This window comes from Mesorhizobium wenxiniae (genome assembly GCF_002284535.1).
GTDB classification, from domain to species: Bacteria; Pseudomonadota; Alphaproteobacteria; order Rhizobiales; family Rhizobiaceae; genus Mesorhizobium; species Mesorhizobium wenxiniae.
The window spans coordinates 291296-308554 of sequence record NZ_NPKH01000023.1; the positions used below are offsets into that span (position 1 = coordinate 291296).

The 17259-nt window shown below is 63.1% G+C and carries 14 protein-coding genes and 1 pseudogene; 11 read left to right on the plus strand and 4 right to left on the minus strand.

Annotated elements, in window-relative coordinates:
• Positions 1-20 precede the first annotated feature (20 nt).
• Both CIT31_RS17905 and CIT31_RS17910 read left to right on the plus strand, forming a co-directional pair.
• Positions 21-683: a haloacid dehalogenase type II gene (locus CIT31_RS17905; protein WP_095519925.1), complete on the plus strand. Its 663-nt coding sequence runs from the start codon at positions 21-23 to the stop codon at positions 681-683.
• A 262-nt stretch (positions 684-945) separates the two neighbouring features.
• The gene (locus CIT31_RS17910) at positions 946-1770 is read left to right on the plus strand and encodes a L,D-transpeptidase (RefSeq protein ID WP_095519698.1); all 825 of its coding nucleotides are present in this window, start codon (positions 946-948) and stop codon (positions 1768-1770) included.
• Positions 1771-1861: 91 nt separating this feature from the next.
• On the opposite strand, the gene CIT31_RS17915 is transcribed toward CIT31_RS17910, so the two are convergent.
• Positions 1862-3406: a helicase HerA-like C-terminal domain-containing protein gene (locus tag CIT31_RS17915; protein ID WP_095519699.1), complete on the minus strand. Its 1545-nt coding sequence runs from the start codon at positions 3404-3406 to the stop codon at positions 1862-1864.
• A gap of 258 nt (positions 3407-3664) precedes the next feature.
• Between CIT31_RS17915 and CIT31_RS17920 the strand changes: the two genes are divergently transcribed.
• From CIT31_RS17920 to CIT31_RS17935, 4 genes are all read left to right on the plus strand, one after another.
• Positions 3665-5107: a methylmalonyl-CoA mutase subunit beta gene (locus CIT31_RS17920; protein WP_095519700.1), complete on the plus strand. Its 1443-nt coding sequence runs from the start codon at positions 3665-3667 to the stop codon at positions 5105-5107.
• A complete protein-coding gene (scpA, locus tag CIT31_RS17925; RefSeq protein WP_095519701.1) occupies positions 5104-7227 on the plus strand; it encodes a methylmalonyl-CoA mutase in 2124 nt (707 codons plus the stop codon). Before CIT31_RS17920 ends, scpA begins: the two co-directional genes overlap by 4 nt.
• A gap of 72 nt (positions 7228-7299) precedes the next feature.
• The gene (locus CIT31_RS17930; RefSeq protein WP_095519702.1) at positions 7300-7530 is read left to right on the plus strand and encodes an AbrB/MazE/SpoVT family DNA-binding domain-containing protein; all 231 of its coding nucleotides are present in this window, start codon (positions 7300-7302) and stop codon (positions 7528-7530) included.
• Entirely contained in the window at positions 7527-7913 is a 387-nt protein-coding gene (locus CIT31_RS17935) for a type II toxin-antitoxin system death-on-curing family toxin (RefSeq protein WP_095519703.1), read from the plus strand. Before CIT31_RS17930 ends, CIT31_RS17935 begins: the two co-directional genes overlap by 4 nt.
• Here the strand turns inward: CIT31_RS17935 and CIT31_RS17940 are convergent.
• Positions 7910-8383, minus strand: coding sequence for a GreA/GreB family elongation factor (locus CIT31_RS17940; RefSeq protein WP_095519704.1), 474 nt, complete (start codon positions 8381-8383; stop codon positions 7910-7912). The genes CIT31_RS17935 and CIT31_RS17940 overlap by 4 nt on opposite strands.
• A 118-nt stretch (positions 8384-8501) precedes the next feature.
• Between CIT31_RS17940 and CIT31_RS17945 the strand changes: the two are divergent.
• Positions 8502-9877: pseudogene (locus CIT31_RS17945) on the plus strand (TIGR03808 family TAT-translocated repetitive protein).
• Positions 9878-9885: 8 nt separating this feature from the next.
• Here CIT31_RS17945 and CIT31_RS17950 read toward each other — a convergent pair.
• Complete coding sequence (locus CIT31_RS17950; protein WP_095519705.1) at positions 9886-10890, minus strand: asparaginase; 1005 nt, start codon at positions 10888-10890, stop codon at positions 9886-9888.
• A 223-nt stretch (positions 10891-11113) separates the two neighbouring features.
• Positions 11114-12280, minus strand: a complete 1167-nt coding sequence (locus CIT31_RS17955; protein WP_095519926.1) for an acetyl-CoA acetyltransferase — start codon at positions 12278-12280, stop codon at positions 11114-11116.
• 219 nt (positions 12281-12499) lie between these two features.
• On the opposite strand from CIT31_RS17955, the gene betI reads away from it, so the two are divergent.
• Genes betI through betA form a run of 4 tightly spaced genes read left to right on the plus strand, consistent with a single transcriptional unit; the run spans position 12500 to position 17259 of the window.
• On the plus strand, positions 12500-13090 hold the full coding sequence (betI, locus tag CIT31_RS17960; RefSeq protein WP_095519706.1) for a choline-binding transcriptional repressor BetI: 591 nt from the start codon (positions 12500-12502) through the stop codon (positions 13088-13090).
• Entirely contained in the window at positions 13087-14616 is a 1530-nt protein-coding gene (gene betC / locus CIT31_RS17965) for a choline-sulfatase (RefSeq protein WP_095519707.1), read from the plus strand. The genes betI and betC overlap by 4 nt, the downstream gene beginning before the upstream one ends.
• Positions 14613-15614: a threonine/serine dehydratase family protein gene (locus CIT31_RS17970; protein WP_095519708.1), complete on the plus strand. Its 1002-nt coding sequence runs from the start codon at positions 14613-14615 to the stop codon at positions 15612-15614. Before betC ends, CIT31_RS17970 begins: the two co-directional genes overlap by 4 nt.
• On the plus strand, positions 15607-17259 hold the full coding sequence (gene betA, locus CIT31_RS17975) for a choline dehydrogenase (protein ID WP_095519709.1): 1653 nt from the start codon (positions 15607-15609) through the stop codon (positions 17257-17259). Before CIT31_RS17970 ends, betA begins: the two co-directional genes overlap by 8 nt.

Consider the following 17259-nt stretch of genomic DNA (forward strand, 5'->3'; position numbering starts at 1 on the left):
CTCGCCGCAAAACTGTCACCATGCACCATGCGGCTTACGTTTTCGACGCCTACGGCACGCTGTTCGATGTCCATGCCGCCGTGCGCCGTCATGCCGACCAGATCGGGCCGGACGGCCAACTCCTGTCGGAGATCTGGCGGGCCAAGCAACTGGAATATTCCTGGGTGAGGACGCTGATGGGCGCCCATGCCGATTTCTGGCAACTCACCGAACAGGCGCTGGATTTCGCCTTGCGCAAGGTTCCCTCCGCGGACAAGGGGCTGAGGGCCAAGCTGCTCGACGCCTATTGGCGGCTGGACTGCTATCCGGAGGTGCCGGCCGTGCTCAAGGCGCTCAAGGCGTCGGGCGCCAAGCTGGCGATCCTCTCCAACGGCTCGCCTGAAATGCTGGAAGCGGCGGTCAAATCGGCCGCGCTCGACCAGGTTCTGGACGACATCTATTCCGTCGAGGCCGTCAAGCGCTTCAAGGCCGATCCGTCGGTCTACGACATGGTCACGACAGGCTGGCGTCTCTATCCGGGTGCGGTGTCGTTTCAGTCATCCAACCGCTGGGACGTCGCTGGCGCCACCAAATTCGGCTTCCGGACAGTCTGGATCAACCGCTCCGACCAGCCCGAGGAATACCGGGACTTTCCGCCGGCCCTGATCCTGCCCTCGCTCGAAGGCCTGCTCGCCGCAGGCTGACGGATGACCTCAAATCGGAATCGATCCTTGGAAAGGATCACGCGCAAAACAAACGTGCTACAGCGTCCTTTGCTGACGCCCGGCGCTGTGGGCCTGTTGCCTCGGCGCAACAGGGGCTGAACCGTCACAGCTTTGCCTTTGTTTGTTCACCCTCAGGCCAGAATCGGAACCGCCTATCGCGCCACGCATTGGTAGGGCTGGCGCGCCGTACTGATTGGCGTATTCATGTTCTGTTTCGATATGAGACTTAAAAAAGGCAACGATGTCCACAACCGAAATCGACCCCTATCGCCTGAGCCGTCGCGGCTTTCTCAACGCCGCTGCGCTAGGCGTCGCCTCGATTGCGGTTTCCGCCTGCACCACGACGGCAGGCCGGCCGGTCGAGCCGCCGCCGCCAGCCAATGTCGAGCCGCCGCTCATGGACTATGCAACAATGTACGGTCCGGTCAGCGACGGTGGGTTCGAGCTGCCGGGCATACCCTACGAGAAAATCGACGAGCAATTTCTGCGTCAGATCGTTCCCGATCCGACCGGCCAAGCGCCAGGCACCATCGTCGTCGATACGGCCGGCCACCACCTCTATCTCGTGCGTCCGGGCGGACAAGCCATTCGTTATGGGGTCGGGCTGGGTCGCGCCGGTTTCGAATGGTCTGGCGATGCCGTCGTCCAGTGGAAGCAGAAGTGGCCGAAATGGACGCCGCCGGCCGAAATGATCGCCCGCCAGCCAGAGCACGCAAAATACAGCGCCGAGAATGGCGGCATGCCCGGCGGCCTCACCAATCCGCTCGGAGCGCGGGCGCTGTATCTCTTTGAGGGCAACGAGGACACGCTTTACCGCTTGCACGGGTCGCCGGAGTGGTTTTCCATAGGCAAATCGGTGTCATCTGGGTGCGTTCGCTTGATAAATCAGGACATTATCGACCTTTATGACCGTGTGCCCAACAAGACGCCGGTGATCGTTACCGCCGGTGTCGGTCAGGAACTGGTTGCCACGGCAGACCGCAAAGCCATTCCAATCGATGCGGGCGTCCCGGAAGGATCGATCCTGCTCGGCCCGGCAAGGGCGATTTCGGACTCGATCTTCTGAGCTGGTCGAAAGCGCTGGAGCGGCCGGCGTACCTCTGAACCCGATGCTCTTGCTTGAGCATCGGATATTCTCAAACCGAGGTCCAATACTGTCAGCGCCCTCTTGCCAGACTGCCGAGGATACCCCTCACAATCGCCCGGCCCACGGACGAGCCGACCGAGCGAACCACCGATTTGATCGCCGCCTCCGCCACCGTCTGGCGATTGGACGATCGCGGCGCCGGTGCCCGCCTGCCGCCGGTGGGTTGGGGGGCGGAATCGTCATCGCCGAAGCCTGGGATAGTCCAGCGTGAGCGGCCGCTCTCCTGCTGCTGCGCCTCTGCGTCGAGAGCGTCCTTGGCTTTTTTCTGCAGCATCTCGAAAGCCGATTCACGATCGATGGTTTGGTCGTATTGCCCGCTAACCGGGCTCTCAGTGATCAGCTTGCGGCGCTCGTCTGGCGTGATCGGGCCAAGGCGTGAAGACGGCGGGCGAACCAGCGTACGCTGGACCATGGACGGAACACCTTTGGCTTCCAGAGTCGAGACCAGCGCTTCGCCGGTGCCGAGCTGCGTGATCACGGTTGCACAGTCGAAGTCGGGATTTGGCCTGAAGGTCTCGGCGGCGGTTCTCACGGCCTTCTGCTCCCGCGGCGTGTAGGCGCGCAAGGCGTGCTGCACCCGGTTGCCGAGCTGGGCCAGAACCGTTTCGGGGATATCCAGCGGATTCTGGGTGACGAAGTAAACGCCGACGCCCTTCGAACGGATCAGGCGGACCACCTGTTCGACGCGGTCGATCAGCACCTTCGGCGCATCATCGAACAGAAGGTGCGCCTCGTCGAAGAAGAAGACCAGCTTCGGCTTGTCAGGATCGCCGACTTCGGGCAGCTCCTCGAACAGTTCCGACATCAGCCACAAAAGGAATGTCGCATAGAGCCGGGGATTCATCATCAGCTTGTCGGCAGCCAGCACGCTGATGGCGCCTCGGCCGTCGCGGGTGGTGCGCATGATGTCGGCGATCCGTAGTGCCGGCTCGCCGAAGAAATTCGTCGCTCCCTGCTGTTCCAGAACCAGCAGCGTGCGCTGGATCGCGCCGACCGAGGGCTTGGTCACGTTGCCGTAGCGAGCGCCGATTTCTTCGGCGCGTTCTGCGATGTTGGCAAGAAGCGCTTGCAGGTCCTTCAGGTCCAACAGCAACAGGCCTTCCTCGTCGGCGATGCGGAAGGCGATGTTCATGATGCCTTCCTGCGCCTCGGAGAGGTTCATCAGGCGCGACAGAAGCAGAGGCCCCATTTCCGAGACGGTGGCGCGAATCGGATGGCCCTGCTCGCCGAACAAGTCCCAGAAGATGACCGGAAATTCCTGGAAATCATAGGGATCTAGCTTGACCTGCTCCGCACGCTTGACCAGAAAATCCTGTGGCGTGCCCATCATGGCGATACCGGACAGGTCGCCTTTGATGTCGGCGCAAAAGACCGGCACGCCGGCATTGGAGAAACCTTCCGCCAAAATCTGCAAGCTCACGGTCTTGCCAGTACCGGTCGCACCGGTGACCAGGCCGTGACGATTGCCATACTGAAGCAGCAGATTTTCGGCGCGCTGGTAACTGTCGTCGGGCTTTCGGCTGGCTCCTATGAAAATACTGGTGTCGTCAGCCATATGTCCGGTCTCCGCAAACCTGAAGTGTTGAAGCCCCGGTCTATTGAAAGTAGCGGGGCTCGCCGCAGGTATAATGACGCCATTGCGCAGCGACAATGGCCATGGTCGAAATTGAGTTTTTGGAGCTTGCGGATTTTGCGCATGTTTGGCAATCGGTTGACGGTTCATTGTCGCAGGACGCGTGTTGCATTGTGATATGGGACGGGGAACCGTAGACTGACGTTCCAGGCCTATCGGCCGAGAAGACGAGGAGAGCGGATGGGCGCCGGTGCCTTGAACCACGATGCCGAACTTCCGAACCCTGACCGGCAGCGGTGGCTTGGCCTTGCGGAAAAAGCCTTGGCCGGCGGATCCTTCGAGGAAAAGCTCATATCCCATACGGACGATGGCATCCGCATCGAACCGCTCTACGACCGTTCGGTCACCGCAGAGCCTCTGGCGCGGGCAAATCCCAGTTCGCCGTGGATCGTCAGCCAGCGTATCGATGATCCGGATACCGGCCGCGCCAAAGCCCAGGCCCTGGAAGACGTCGCACAGGGCGCCACCGGATTGTCGCTTGTTTTCGAAGGCGCGCCGAATGCGTTCGGCTACGGCCTGCCGAGGACTGCCGAGGCGCTGGAGACCGTGCTCGACGGCGTGCCGCTCAACCGCATCCAGGTTCGCATCGACGCGCATCCCTGGAGCCGCGCCGTGGCCGACTGGCTGGTTGCGTTCTTGAGCAAGCGCCGGTCAGACCCGGCAAAGCTCAACCTGTCCTTTGGTATCGATCCGGCGGCGATCTTTGCCGGAACCGGCCGGTTGCGCATGTCGATCGAGGCCCTGCAGGCGTCGATGCCGCAGTCCCTGGCGCATTTTTTCTCGATGGGCGTGCCCGGGGTCCTGCTGGAGGCAGACGGACGCGTCTTCCACAATGCCGGCGCCACCGAAGCGCAGGAGCTGGGCACCATGATGGCTTCGGCGGTCTCCTATCTCAGGATGTTCGAGGAGGCGCGCCAGCCGCTTGTCTATGCGGCGCCCCATATCGGCTTCGCGCTGAGCGTCGACCAGGACCAGTTCGTGTCGATGGCCAAGGTCAGGGCCCTGCGCAGGCTGTGGGCGCGGGTCCAGGAGGCATGTTCGATCGCCGCGTCCACCGCCAACATCCATGCCGAGACCTCCTTCCGCATGATGACTTCGGCGGACCCGGAGACAAACATCCTGCGCACCACGATCGCCGCTTTTGCCGCGGCAGCCGGCGGGGCGGATTCGATCTCCATCCTGCCGCATACGATCGCGCATGGCCTGCCGACGGGCTTTGCCCGCCGTGTCGCCCGCAATACGCAACTGATCATGGCCAACGAAAGCCATATCGATCATGTCGCCGACCCTGCTTGCGGTTCGGGCGCCGTTGAAGCGCTGACCGCCGAACTCGGCGAAGCGGCGTGGGAAGAATTCCAGCGGATCGAGGCGGAAGGCGGCGTGCTGTCCAGCCTGCAGCAAGGACACATCCAGAAACGAGTTCAGGCGGCCTCCGCCCGCCGCAATGCTGCCTATCAAGCGGGCGAGCGGGCCATCATCGGCACGACGCTTCACCCTTCGAAGACCGAACGTCCGGTCGAAACGCTGGCGGCGGAGCGGCGGCCTGCCGTCACCGAGGGCGTGGCGGTGTGCGAGCCGCTGTTTCCGATCCGCCTCGATCAATCGATCGGAGCAGCGCCATGATCCCGGACTTTAGCCAAATCGGCTGGTCGGCGCCGCGCCGGGCGCCGATCGAGGTCAAGGGCCAGCGGATGACCCCGGAAGGACTGGCCATCAAGCATCTGTACAACCAGGGCGACCTCAAGGGGTTGCCGCATCTCGACACTTATCCGGGCCTGCCGCCATTCGTGCGCGGCCCCTACCCGACCATGTATGTCCAGCAGCCCTGGACGATCAGGCAATATGCCGGCTTCTCGACGGCGGAAGAGTCGAACGCCTTTTACCGGCGCAACCTTGCAGCCGGCCAGAAGGGACTGTCGGTCGCTTTCGACCTCGCCACGCATCGCGGCTACGACAGCGATCATCCGCGTGTTGCCGGTGATGTCGGCATGGCGGGCGTCGCCATAGATTCCATCCTCGACATGCGTCAGCTCTTCGACGGCATCCCGCTTGACGAGATGACGGTGTCGATGACCATGAACGGCGCGGTGCTGCCGATCATGGCGCTCTACATCGTGGCGGCGGAAGAACAGGGCGTTGCGCAGAAGGACCTCGCCGGAACCATTCAGAACGACATTCTGAAAGAGTTCATGGTGCGCAACACCTACATCTATCCGCCAAAGCCTTCGATGCGGATCGTGTCCGACATCTTCTCCTACACGTCGCAGCACATGCCGAAGTTCAATTCGATTTCGATCTCCGGCTATCACATGCAGGAAGCAGGGGCGACCGCCGACCTCGAGCTCGCCTACACGATCGCCGACGGCATCGAATATGCCCGCGCTGGTGTCGCGGCGGGTCTCGATATCGACCGTTTCGCGCCGCGCCTTTCCTTCTTCTGGGCGATCGGCATGAACTTCTTCATGGAGGTCGCCAAGCTGAGGGCAGCCCGCCTTTTGTGGTCGACCCTGATGCTGAAGAACTTCTTGCCGAAGGACGAGCGCTCGCTGTCACTGCGAGCCCATTGCCAGACTTCGGGCTGGTCGCTGACGGCGCAGGATCCTTACAACAACATCATGCGCACCATGATCGAGGCGATGGCGGCGACGCAGGGTCATACGCAATCGCTGCACACCAACTCCTTCGACGAGGCGATGGCGCTGCCGACCGACTATTCGGCCCGCATCGCCCGCAACACACAGCTCATCCTGCAAAAGGAATCCGGCACCACCCGCATCATCGACCCGTGGGGAGGCTCTGCCTATCTCGAACGGCTGACGCATGATCTGGCGGCGCGCGCGCTTGCCCATATCGAAGAGGTCGAGAGCCTGGGCGGCATGGCCGTCGCAACCGAAAAAAACATACCGAAGCTGCGCATCGAAGAGGCTGCCGCGCGTACGCAGGCGCGGATCGATTCCGGCGAGCAGATACTGGTCGGCGTCAACGCCCATCGTCCCGAGACGGATATCAAAGTCGACGTGCTGAAGATCGACAATGCCGAAGTCAGAGCCCGGCAATTGTCGAAACTGCAACGGCTGAAAGGCACGCGCGATGTCGGCGCCGTCGAGAGCGCACTGAGTGCGCTGAGCCGGGCCGCGGAGAGCGGCGAAAATCTGCTGGAGTTCGCCATTCGCGCCGCGCGCGCCAACGCCACGGTCGGCGAGATTTCGCTGGCTCTGGAAAAGGTTTTCGGCCGTCATGTCGCCTCGGTCCAGACGATCTCCGGCGTCTATCGCAAGGCGCTCGGCGACAATCCCGTGGTCGACCGCCTGCAGGACAAGATCGTGGCATTCGAGGAGAAGTCCGGCGGCAAGCCGCGCATTCTCGTCGCCAAGATGGGACAGGACGGCCACGATCGCGGCCAGAAGGTCATCGCCACGGCCTTTGCCGATCTCGGCTTCGACGTCACCGTTGGGCCGATGTTCCAGACGCCGGAGGAGATCGCCAGGCTCGCGGTCGAGCACGACGTGCATATCATCGGCGCCTCGTCGCTAGCGGCAGGACATTTGACGCTCATTCCCGAACTCAAGGACGCGCTGAAGAAGCTCGGCCGCGACGATATGCTGATCGTCGCCGGCGGCGTCATCCCACCGCAGGATTACGGTGCCGTGATGCAGGCGGGAGCCGCGGAGATCTTCCCGCCGGGCACGGTCATCCCCGAGGCCGCCGACCGGCTGATGGACCGGCTGCTGCAGGTCGGCTGACGCAGGTTATAATGTACGTTGCAACGGAAGCCACGCTGAGTTATAATCGGCGTTGCAACAGGACGTTTTGCCATGAACACGATCATTCGCAAGATCGGCAATTCCGAAGGCGTGATCTTGCCCAAGGAAATTCTCGACCGCCTGAACCTGAAGGCTGGCGACAGCATCGTCATCGTCCAGGAGGGGGATGAGCTTCGCCTGCGCCGCACCGAAGACACTGCCGAGGAATTTGAGCGCAAGATGAATATCGCGCGCGAGCGGATGAAGAAGTACGAGGTTGCCTACCGCGCGCTCGCGAAATGACCGAGCATCATTCGAGGGAGTTCGTGGAGGCGCTTCACGCCGAGCAATTGCGCCTCCACGGAGGAGCAGCGGGTATCCGCGACGAAGGAATGCTGGAGTCGGCGCTTTATCGACCGCAACAGAGGGAGATTTATGGCGACCCCGACCTCTGTGAGCTGGCATCCGTCTATCTTTTCCGCATCGCCAAGAACCATCCATTCGTCGACGGCAACAAGCGCACCGCTTTTGCCGCAGCCGATCTTTTTCTTTATTTCAATGGGCTAAGCATCGAAGCCGAGCAAGCGGACATCATTCAACTAGTCATGATGGTCGCCGCCGGCGAGATCGACGAGGCCGGTGCTGCGGCGTTCTTTCGCGACCATGTCGTCAAGGTCGAGGGCTAATTGTCGGAGAGCTTCACAATCTCCCATTCCTTGCCGTTCACCACGGCAATCTCGCCGACCTTCTTGCCGAACAAGGCCAGGGCCATGGGCGACACGTGGGAAATTGTGCCCTTGCCCGGATCGGCCTCATCCTCGCCGACAATCTTCCAGTGTACCTTCCTGCCGTCATCGCCTTCCAGCGTGACGCCCATGCCGAAGCGAACCAAATTGCTGCCCGATTCCGGCACGGACAGCTCGGCGCTTTCACGCCGCGCGGTCCAGTAGCGCAGGTCGCGCGAAATGAGCGCGATACGCTCGCGGTCGGCCCTCTTTTCCGCTCTGGCCAGATCATCACGCAGGGCCGCCAGTTCGGCGTCGATCAGCGCCAGGCCGCGTTGCGTCACCAGATTGCGGTGCTGACTGATCGGCCGCTCGCCGATGCCGGCGATGGCGTTTTCGCTATCCTCTTCGCGCGTGAAGGCTCTGCTCATCAGTCGAGCTTATGCCTCGCGCGGCGACTTCACAAGCTATTGCCGGCAAACCGGATCGGCCGATCCGGTCTGGCACGATTCCTGCGGCGCGACGGCCGAACGCTGGGGATCTGTGCCGATGTTGAACAGACGAAAATTTCTCGCACGAACCGCCGGCTTTGCCGTCCTGGGCCTCTCGCTCGGCAAGGCAGCTGCGGGCAGCCTGCCCGGAATCGACAATGCCTCGATACGCGGCTCGATCAACGCTGCCGACCTCGGCGTGCGGCCTGGCGCGCTTGACGACCAGAGCAAGGCCTTCGCCAGGCTGCTGCGCGACGCAAACGACCGCGACATGCCGGTGTTCCTGCCGCCGGGAACCTATGTCGTATCCAACCTGTCGCTGCCCAGCCGCGTCAGGCTTTCCGGCGTGCCGGGCGCATCGCGGATCGTCTATGGCGGCAACGGCCATCTGCTCATGGCCGAACAGGCCGGGCACATCGAATTCACCGGGCTGGTGTTCGACGGCACCAACCGCTGGATGGGCGATTACGCGCAAGGCCTGCTCGACCTCCGCCGCGTCGCTCACCTCGTCATCGACAATTGCCAGATATCAGGCAGCGGCAAGAGCGGTCTGGCGCTCGAGCACGCTTCGGGCCGCATCGAGCGCTCGGAAATATCGGGCGCTGCCGACGCGGGAATCTATTCGGTCGAAGCCGCCGGACTGGAGATATCAGGCAACACCGTTTCCGACTGCGCCAATGGCGGTATCCTGGTGCACCGCTGGCAAGCGGCCGAGGACGGCACCATCGTCAGCGGCAACCGCGTGGAACGCATCCAGGCGCGTAGCGGCGGAACCGGCCAGAACGGCAACGGCATCAATGCGTTCCGCGCCGGCAACGTCGTCATCTCGGGCAATATCGTCTCGAACTGTGCGTTTTCGGCGGTCCGCGCCAACAGTGCCAGCAATCTGCATATCACCGGCAACACCTGTTCGCGGTCGGGCGAAACGGCGCTCTATTCCGAATTTTCCTTCGAGGGAGCGATCGTCAGCAACAACATCGTCGATGGCGCCGCCAACGGCATCTCTATCGTCAATTTCAACGAGGGCGGCCGCATGGGCGTGTGTTCCGGAAACATCGTCCGCAACCTCTCGACCAGCGGCCCCTACCTGCAGATGCGCCCGGTTTCGGCGTCGGCATCAGCGTTGAGGCGGATACCACGGTCTCCGGCAACGTCGTCGAGAATGCGCCGCTCTACGGCATGCACATCGGCTGGGGGCCGTTCATGCGCAATGTGGTCGCTACCGCCAACATCATTCGCAAGGCCGGAACCGGCATCGCCGTCACCGTGGTCGAGGGCGCCGGGACGGCGGTCATCTCCGACAATGTCATCGACGGCGCCCAAAACGGCGCGATCGTCGGCCACCGCTGGGCCGAGCCGGTGACTGGCGATCTCGCCTCATCAGGAAATGCCGGCTATGCGCATCTGACTGTCGAGCGCAATCATGTGAGCTAAAGCCGTTCTCAGCTCAATGCGGCGGTGGGGCGGAGTGCGCCGACTTTGGCGCCGATCCGGCTTTCGATGGGCGGAAGTGCCTGTTCCTTCAGTTTCGCCGTCAGCGCCTTGTCGGCGTGCAAAAGCCTGGCAATGCATGCCGCGACCATGACTTCAGCGGCGCGGCCAGCGCCATCATCGCATTTGAGCGCAATGCCAAGGCCAAGCTCCGGAAGTGCTGCGCAATAGACGCCTTCAGCCCCTCCCTTCACAAAAATCCGGCCGGGTGCGGCCTCCATCAGCGCAACATCAGCCCTGCCTGTGCCGGCGACCAGAAAGGGCTCGGCCATGCAGGCGGAAAGCAATCGCTTTGCGGCCTTGGCGCGCACGGGTTCGAAGCCGACACCGGTCGCCATGCGGGCAAAGCCGAGCGCGAAGCTGCGTAGCGGCACGGCATAGGTCGGGATCGAGCAGCCGTCAGTGCCGCAATGATCGAAATCATGGGCAGCACCTGTCACCGCTTGCATTGCGTCGCGCACCATCTCCTGCGAGGCATGGCCTGATTTGACATAGCCGCGATGGGCGATGCCGGCGTGGACGCAAGTGCAGAGAAAGCCCGCATGCTTGCCAGAACAATTGTTGTGCAGTGCGTTTGGCGCCTTGCCGGCACGGGCGAGCGCAACTGTCGCCGCATGGCTGGACGGCCAATGGGCGCCGCATTCCAGCGCGGTCTCGTCCAGCCCGGCCTTCGCCAGCATCGCCCACGCAAGTTCGACATGCGCCGGCTCGCCGGAATGCGAAGCGCAGGCAAGCGCCAATTCGCGGTTGCCGAAACCGTACGCATCGGCCGCGCCGCTTTCGACCAGCGGCAGCGCCTGGATCGCCTTGACCGCCGAGCGCGGAAACACCGGGCGAGCCGTATCGCCGATTTCCCAGACCGGCTTTCCGTCGGCCTCGAAGACCGCAATAGCGCCACGATGCGCGCTCTCGACCACGGCGCCGCGCAAAACTTCGACCAGAACCGAATTTGTCATGAATTCCCCGCTAGAGCGCGATGCGTAACTTTGGCATCCCGCTCTATCTCTTTGTTTTAGCCGCATTTCTGCGACGCCAAGTGATTCCACTTGGCTGCAAAATGCTCTAGCGCATGCCCTCGAAAATCGGAATCGATTTTCGAAAAGGATCATGCGTAAATCAAAGTGTTACAGCGTCCTTTGCGCGCCCGGAAGGGCGCGCGGCGCTGTAGGCGGGCCGCTTTTATCTGATCCGATCGAGAATGGAAACGTAGTTGGCGACCGCGGCACCGCCCATATTGAAGATGCCGCCGAGCTTGGCCCCCGGCACCTGGATGCCGCCGGCTTCGCCGACGAGCTGCATGGCGCTCAGCACGTGCATCGAGACGCCAGTGGCGCCGATCGGATGCCCCTTGGCCTTTAGCCCGCCGGACGGATTGACCGGCAACCGGCCGTCCTTCGCCGTCTCGCCGTCCAGCGCCAGTTTTGCGCCCTCGCCCGGTTTCGCCAGGCCCATCGCCTCATATTCGATCAGCTCGGCGATGGTGAAACAGTCATGCGTCTCGACGAAAGACAGATCCTCGATCGTCACACCGGCCTTCTTCAGCGCCTGGTTCCACGCATGCTCGCAGCCTTCGAAGGCGAGGATGTCGCGCTTCGACATCGGCAGGAAATCCTGCACATGCTCGTTGGCGCGGAAGGCAACGGCGCGGCGCATCTTCAACGCCGTCGCCGTGTCGGCAAGGACCAGAGCTGCGGCGCCGTCCGAAACCAGCGAGCAGTCGGTGCGTTTCAGAGGGCCAGCGACGAAGGGGTTCTTCTCACTCTCGTGCCGGCAGAACTCATAGCCGAAATCCTTGCGCATCTGCGCATAGGGATTGTCGACGCCGTTCTTGTGGTTCTTGGCGGCGATCATCGCCAGCGCGTCCGACTGGTCGCCATAGCGCTGGAAATAGGCTTGCGCGATCTTGCCGAAAACGCCGGCGAAGCCTGCCGGCGTGTCGCCCTCCTCCGGCAGATACGAGGCCTTGAGAAGATTCTTGCCGATTTCTGGACCAGGCGTCGTCGTCATCTGCTCGGCGCCGACCACCAGCACGATACGGGCGGCATTGGCGTCGATGGCGCGGATGCCTTGCCTGACCGCCGCCGAACCGGTGGCGCAGGCGTTCTCAACGCGCGTCGCCGGCTTGAAGCGCAGCCGGTCGTCGGCCTGCAGGACCAGGCTTGCGGTGAAATCCTGTGCGGAAAAGCCGGCATTGAAGTGGCCAAGCACGATCTCGTCGACCTCGTCCGGACCGATGCCGGCATGATGGAGCGCCTCGCTAGCCACCTTGGTGATCAGGCCCTCCAGCGTCTCGCCTTCGAGCTTGCCGAAGCGCGAATGCGCCCAGCCGACGATGCATGCTGTCATAGCCATCTCCATCCTGCGGGCCGGGCTACGCGACGTCGCGGCGCCAAAGCATTGTTCAAGCATGAACCGTCTTGCGATTTCGTGAAAGGGCCAGAACCACACAATCGCTTGATCTTGATATCTGGTCACTGCACCTGACTTTTGCCACCAATTCAGCCCGGATTTTTGTTGATTGATCCGTCAATAAAAAATAACCTTGTCGCAACAGCCGGAGCAAAGATGCCGAAAATTGGGATGGAGCCGTTGCGCCGCAAGGCGCTCATCGACGCGACGATCTCGGCGATCGGCGAGCGCGGCTCGCTTGACGTGACCATGTCGGAAATCGCCGGGCGCGCCGGCGTGTCCTCGGCGCTTGCGCATCATTATTTCGGCGCCAAGGACGAACTTTTGCTGGCGACGATGCGGCACATCCTGGCCGAGCTGACCGCCGATATGCGGCGCGCGCTTCGATCGGCCAGCACGGCGCGCGAGCGCGTTTCGGCGGTGGTCGCCGTCAATTTCTCTGACGTCCAGTTCCGCCCGGAAACGATCGCCGCCTGGCTCGCCTTCTATGTCGAGGCGCAGAAATCAGCAGCACTTCGCCGGCTGCTCAAGGTCTATGCGCGGCGGCTGCATTCCAATCTGTTGAGCGGGTTGACCGGCATCCTGCCAAGAAACGAAGCCGACCGCGTCGCCGAGGCGACAGCGGCGCTGATCGACGGGCTCTATATCAGGCGCGCGCTGAAGGACGGCGTGCCCAATGCCGCGACCGCGATCGCACTGATCGAGGATTATCTCGAAACGAAACTCAGCCGGCGGAGCGCACAGTGACGTCCAAGCGACCCAACTTCCTGATCGTCATGGTCGATCAGCTCAACGGCACATTGTTCCCGGACGGGCCGGCGGACTTCCTGCATGCGCCGCATCTGAAGGCACTGGCCGCTCGTTCGGCACGCTTTGCCAACAACTACACCGCCTCGCCGCTCTGCGCGCCGGGCCGCGCCTCGTTCATGAGCGGCCAGTTGCCGTCGCGCACCGGAGTCTACGACAATGCCGCCGAATTCGTCTCGTCGATCCCGACCTTCGTCCATCACCTGCGGGCAGCCGGTTACTACACCTGCCTGTCGGGCAAGATGCATTTCGTTGGGCCGGACCAGTTGCACGGTTTCGAGGAGCGGCTGACCACCGACATATATCCCGCCGATTTCGGCTGGACACCGGACTATCGCAAGCCTGGCGAGCGGATCGATTGGTGGTATCACAATCTCGGCTCGGTGGTCGGTGCCGGTGTCGCCGAGATCACCAACCAGATGGAGTATGACGACGAGGTCGCCTTCCACGCGGTGCAGAAGCTCTATGATGTCGCCCGCGTCTCCGACGACGCTTCCCGCCGGCCGTGGTGCCTGACCGTTTCCTTCACCCATCCGCACGACCCCTATGTCGCCCGGCGGCGCTATTGGGATCTCTACGAGAACTGCCCGGCGCTTGAGCCTGAAGTGGGCTTCGTCGCCTATGAGGAACAGGACCCGCATTCGCAGCGGCTCTACCGGGCAAGCGACTACGATAGTTTCGATATCAACTCGGAGCAGATCCGCCGCGCGCGGCGCGGCTATTTCGCCAATATCTCCTATGTCGACGACAAGCTCGGCGAGCTTCTGGATGTTCTCAAGCGAACACGCATGCTCGACGATACGATCATCCTGTTCTGCTCGGATCACGGCGACATGCTCGGCGAGCGCGGCCTGTGGTTCAAGATGTGCTTTTTCGAGGGCTCGGCGCGGGTGCCGCTGATGATCGCCGGCAAGGGCGTACCAGCAGGACTGATCAAGGCCCCAGTCTCCAATCTCGATGTCACCCCGACGCTTTGCGACCTCGCCGGCATCGACATGAGCGCGATTGCGCCATGGACCGACGGCCAGTCGCTGCTGCCGCTGCTCGACGGCAAGACGCGCACCGCACCCGTGCTGATGGAATATGCGGCCGAAGGCTCCAACGCGCCGATGGTGGCGATCCGCGACGACCGATACAAATTCATCCATTGCGAGATCGATCCGCCGCAACTGTTTGATCTTGACTCGGATCCGCGGGAATTGACCAATCTCGCCGCCGACCCGGCTCACGCCCCCTTACTGGCTGCTTTCACCGAAAAGGTCCGGGCGCGCTGGGACATGGCCGCTTTCGACGCCGCCGTCCGGACCAGCCAGGCGCGCCGCTGGGTGGTCTATCCGGCGCTGCGCAACGGCACCCATTACCCCTGGGATTTCCAGCCGCTGCAGAAGGCATCTGAGCGCTACATGCGCAATCACATGAACCTCGACAATCTCGAAGAGAGCAAAAGGTATCCGCGAGGCGAATGATGACACCCCTTGTGCCCTCCCTAGATCATCTCAGGCAGGCCTATGCCGTCACCGCCAAGGCGACGCAGGTCACGCCATTGCTGGAATCGGCGGCGCTCGCCAGGGAGACCGGAGCTGCCCGTGTCTTCGTCAAGCCGGAATCGCTCCAATGGGCGGGATCGTTCAAGGTGCGCGGCGCCTATTGGCGGCTGAAGCGGCTGTCGCCCGATGAAGCCAGGAAGGGCGTCGTCGCCTATTCCTCCGGCAATTTCGCGCAAGGACTGGCCGCCGCCGGCCAGGCGCTGGGCATTCCGGTTACCATCGTCATGCCGATCGACGCGCCGGCCGCCAAGCGCGACGCAACGGCCGGCTATGGCGCGCGCGTGGTGCTGACCGACCATGGCGAACGCGCGCGTGAGGAGGTTGCCGCCGCCAAGGCGCGCGAGATCGCCGAGACCGAGGGGCTGGCGCTGCTGCATCCGTTCGACGACCCCGAGATCGTCGCCGGCCAGGCTGGTGCGGGGCTGGAGGCGCTCGAGCAACTCGATGCCAGGAATGCCAGCGCCGATCTGCTGTTCTGCGCGGTCGGCGGCGGCGGGCTGATCGGCGGCGTTTCGCTGGCTTTCCACTATCTGTCGCCGGCGACTGAGATCATCGGCGTCGAGCCGGAAGGTTTCAACGGCATGGGCGCGTCGCTGGCGAATGGCGCCATCGAGACCATGCCGATCGGGCCGAAATCGATCTGCGACGGGCTGATGGCGCGAAAGCCCGGCGACGCGCCGTTCGCAGCGGTCAGGACCGCGGGCGTTCGCGGCATCACCGTCGACGACCAATCGGTGCGCTGTGCGATGCGGATCGCCTTCGAGCGGATGAAGCTGGTGCTGGAACCTTCGGGCGCTGCATCGCTGGCGGCGCTGCTCGGCGGCAAGGTGGATGTGAGCGGCAAGACGGTGCTCGTGGTGGCAACCGGCGGCAATGTCTCGCTCACCGATTTCATGGCGCATATGACCCATGCTTGAGGCGGATTTCGTCATCATCGGCGCCGGCTCGGCCGGCTCGGCCATGGCCTACCGGCTGTCGGAAGACGGCAAATATTCGGTGATCGTCATCGAATTTGGCGGCAGCGACATCGGGCCGCTGATCCAGATGCCGTCGGCGCTGTCGATCCCGCTCAACATGAGCCTCTACGACTGGGGTTTTGCCAGCGAGCCGGAGCCGCATCTCGGCGGCCGCGTGCTGGCGACGCCGCGCGGCAAGGTCATCGGCGGCTCGTCCTCGATCAACGGCATGGTCTATGTGCGCGGCCACGCCCGCGACTTCGACCACTGGGCCGAACAGGGCGCGGCCGGCTGGGGGTTTGCCGACGTGCTCCCCTACTTCAAGCGCATGGAGGACGCCAACGGCGGTGAGAATGGCTGGCGCGGCCACGGCGGCCCGCTGACCGTGCAGCGCGGCTCAAGGACGAATCCACTCTACGGCGCCTTCGTCGAGGCGGGCCGTCAGGCCGGCTTCGAGCTGACCGACGACTACAACGGCGCGAAGCAGGAAGGCTTTGGGCCGATGGAACAGACCATCCGCGGCGGCCGCCGCTGGTCGGCGGCGAGCGCCTATCTTAGGCCGGCGCTCAGGCGGAAAAACGTTAGCCTGGTCAAGGGTTTCGCCCGGCGGGTGATCGTCGAGAATCAACGCGCCACCGGAGTCGAGATCGAAACGCGCAAACGGATTCAGGTGGTCAAGGCGCGACGTGAAGTGATCGTTGCCGCCTCCTCGATCAATTCGCCCAAGATCCTGATGCTGTCCGGCATCGGCCCGGCCGAACATCTCAGGGAATACGGCATTCAGGTAATCGCCGACCGGCCCGGCGTCGGTCGCAACCTGCAGGACCATATGGAGCTCTACATCCAGCAGGAATCGACGCAGCCGATCACGCTGAATTCGGTGCTGAATCCCTTCTCCAAGGCAATGATCGGCGCGCAATGGCTGTTCTTCAAGTCGGGTCTCGGCGCAACCAACCATTTCGAGGCGGCCGCCTTCGTGCGCTCGCGCGCCGGCGTCGAGTATCCCGATATCCAGTATCATTTCATCCCGGCGGCGGTCCGCTACGACGGCAGGGCGGCGGCGAAGGCGCACGGTTTCCAGGCGCATGTCGGGCCAATGCGATCGAAGTCGCGCGGTTCTGTCACGCTGCGCTCGCCAGATCCCAAGTCGAAGCCGGTGATCCGCTTCAACTACATGTCGCATCCGGACGACTGGACCGAGTTCCGCCACTGCATCCGGCTGACGCGCGAGATCTTCGGCCAGTCGGCATTCGACCCTTATCGCGGCAAGGAGATCTCGCCGGGCTCGCACGTTCAGTCAGACGACGATCTCGACGCCTTTATCCGCGATCACGCCGAAAGCGCCTATCACCCTTGCGGCACCTGCAAGATGGGCCGCAAGGATGATCCGATGAGCGTCGTCGATCCGGAATGCCGTGTCATCGGCGTCGAGGCGCTGCGGGTCGCCGATTCCTCGATCTTCCCGCGCGTCACCAACGGCAATCTCAACGCACCGTCAATCATGACCGGCGAGAAGGCCGCCGACCACATTCTTGGCCGCACGCCGCAGGCGCCGTCCAACCAGGAACCATGGATCAATCCGCGCTGGCAGGTGTCGGATAGATAG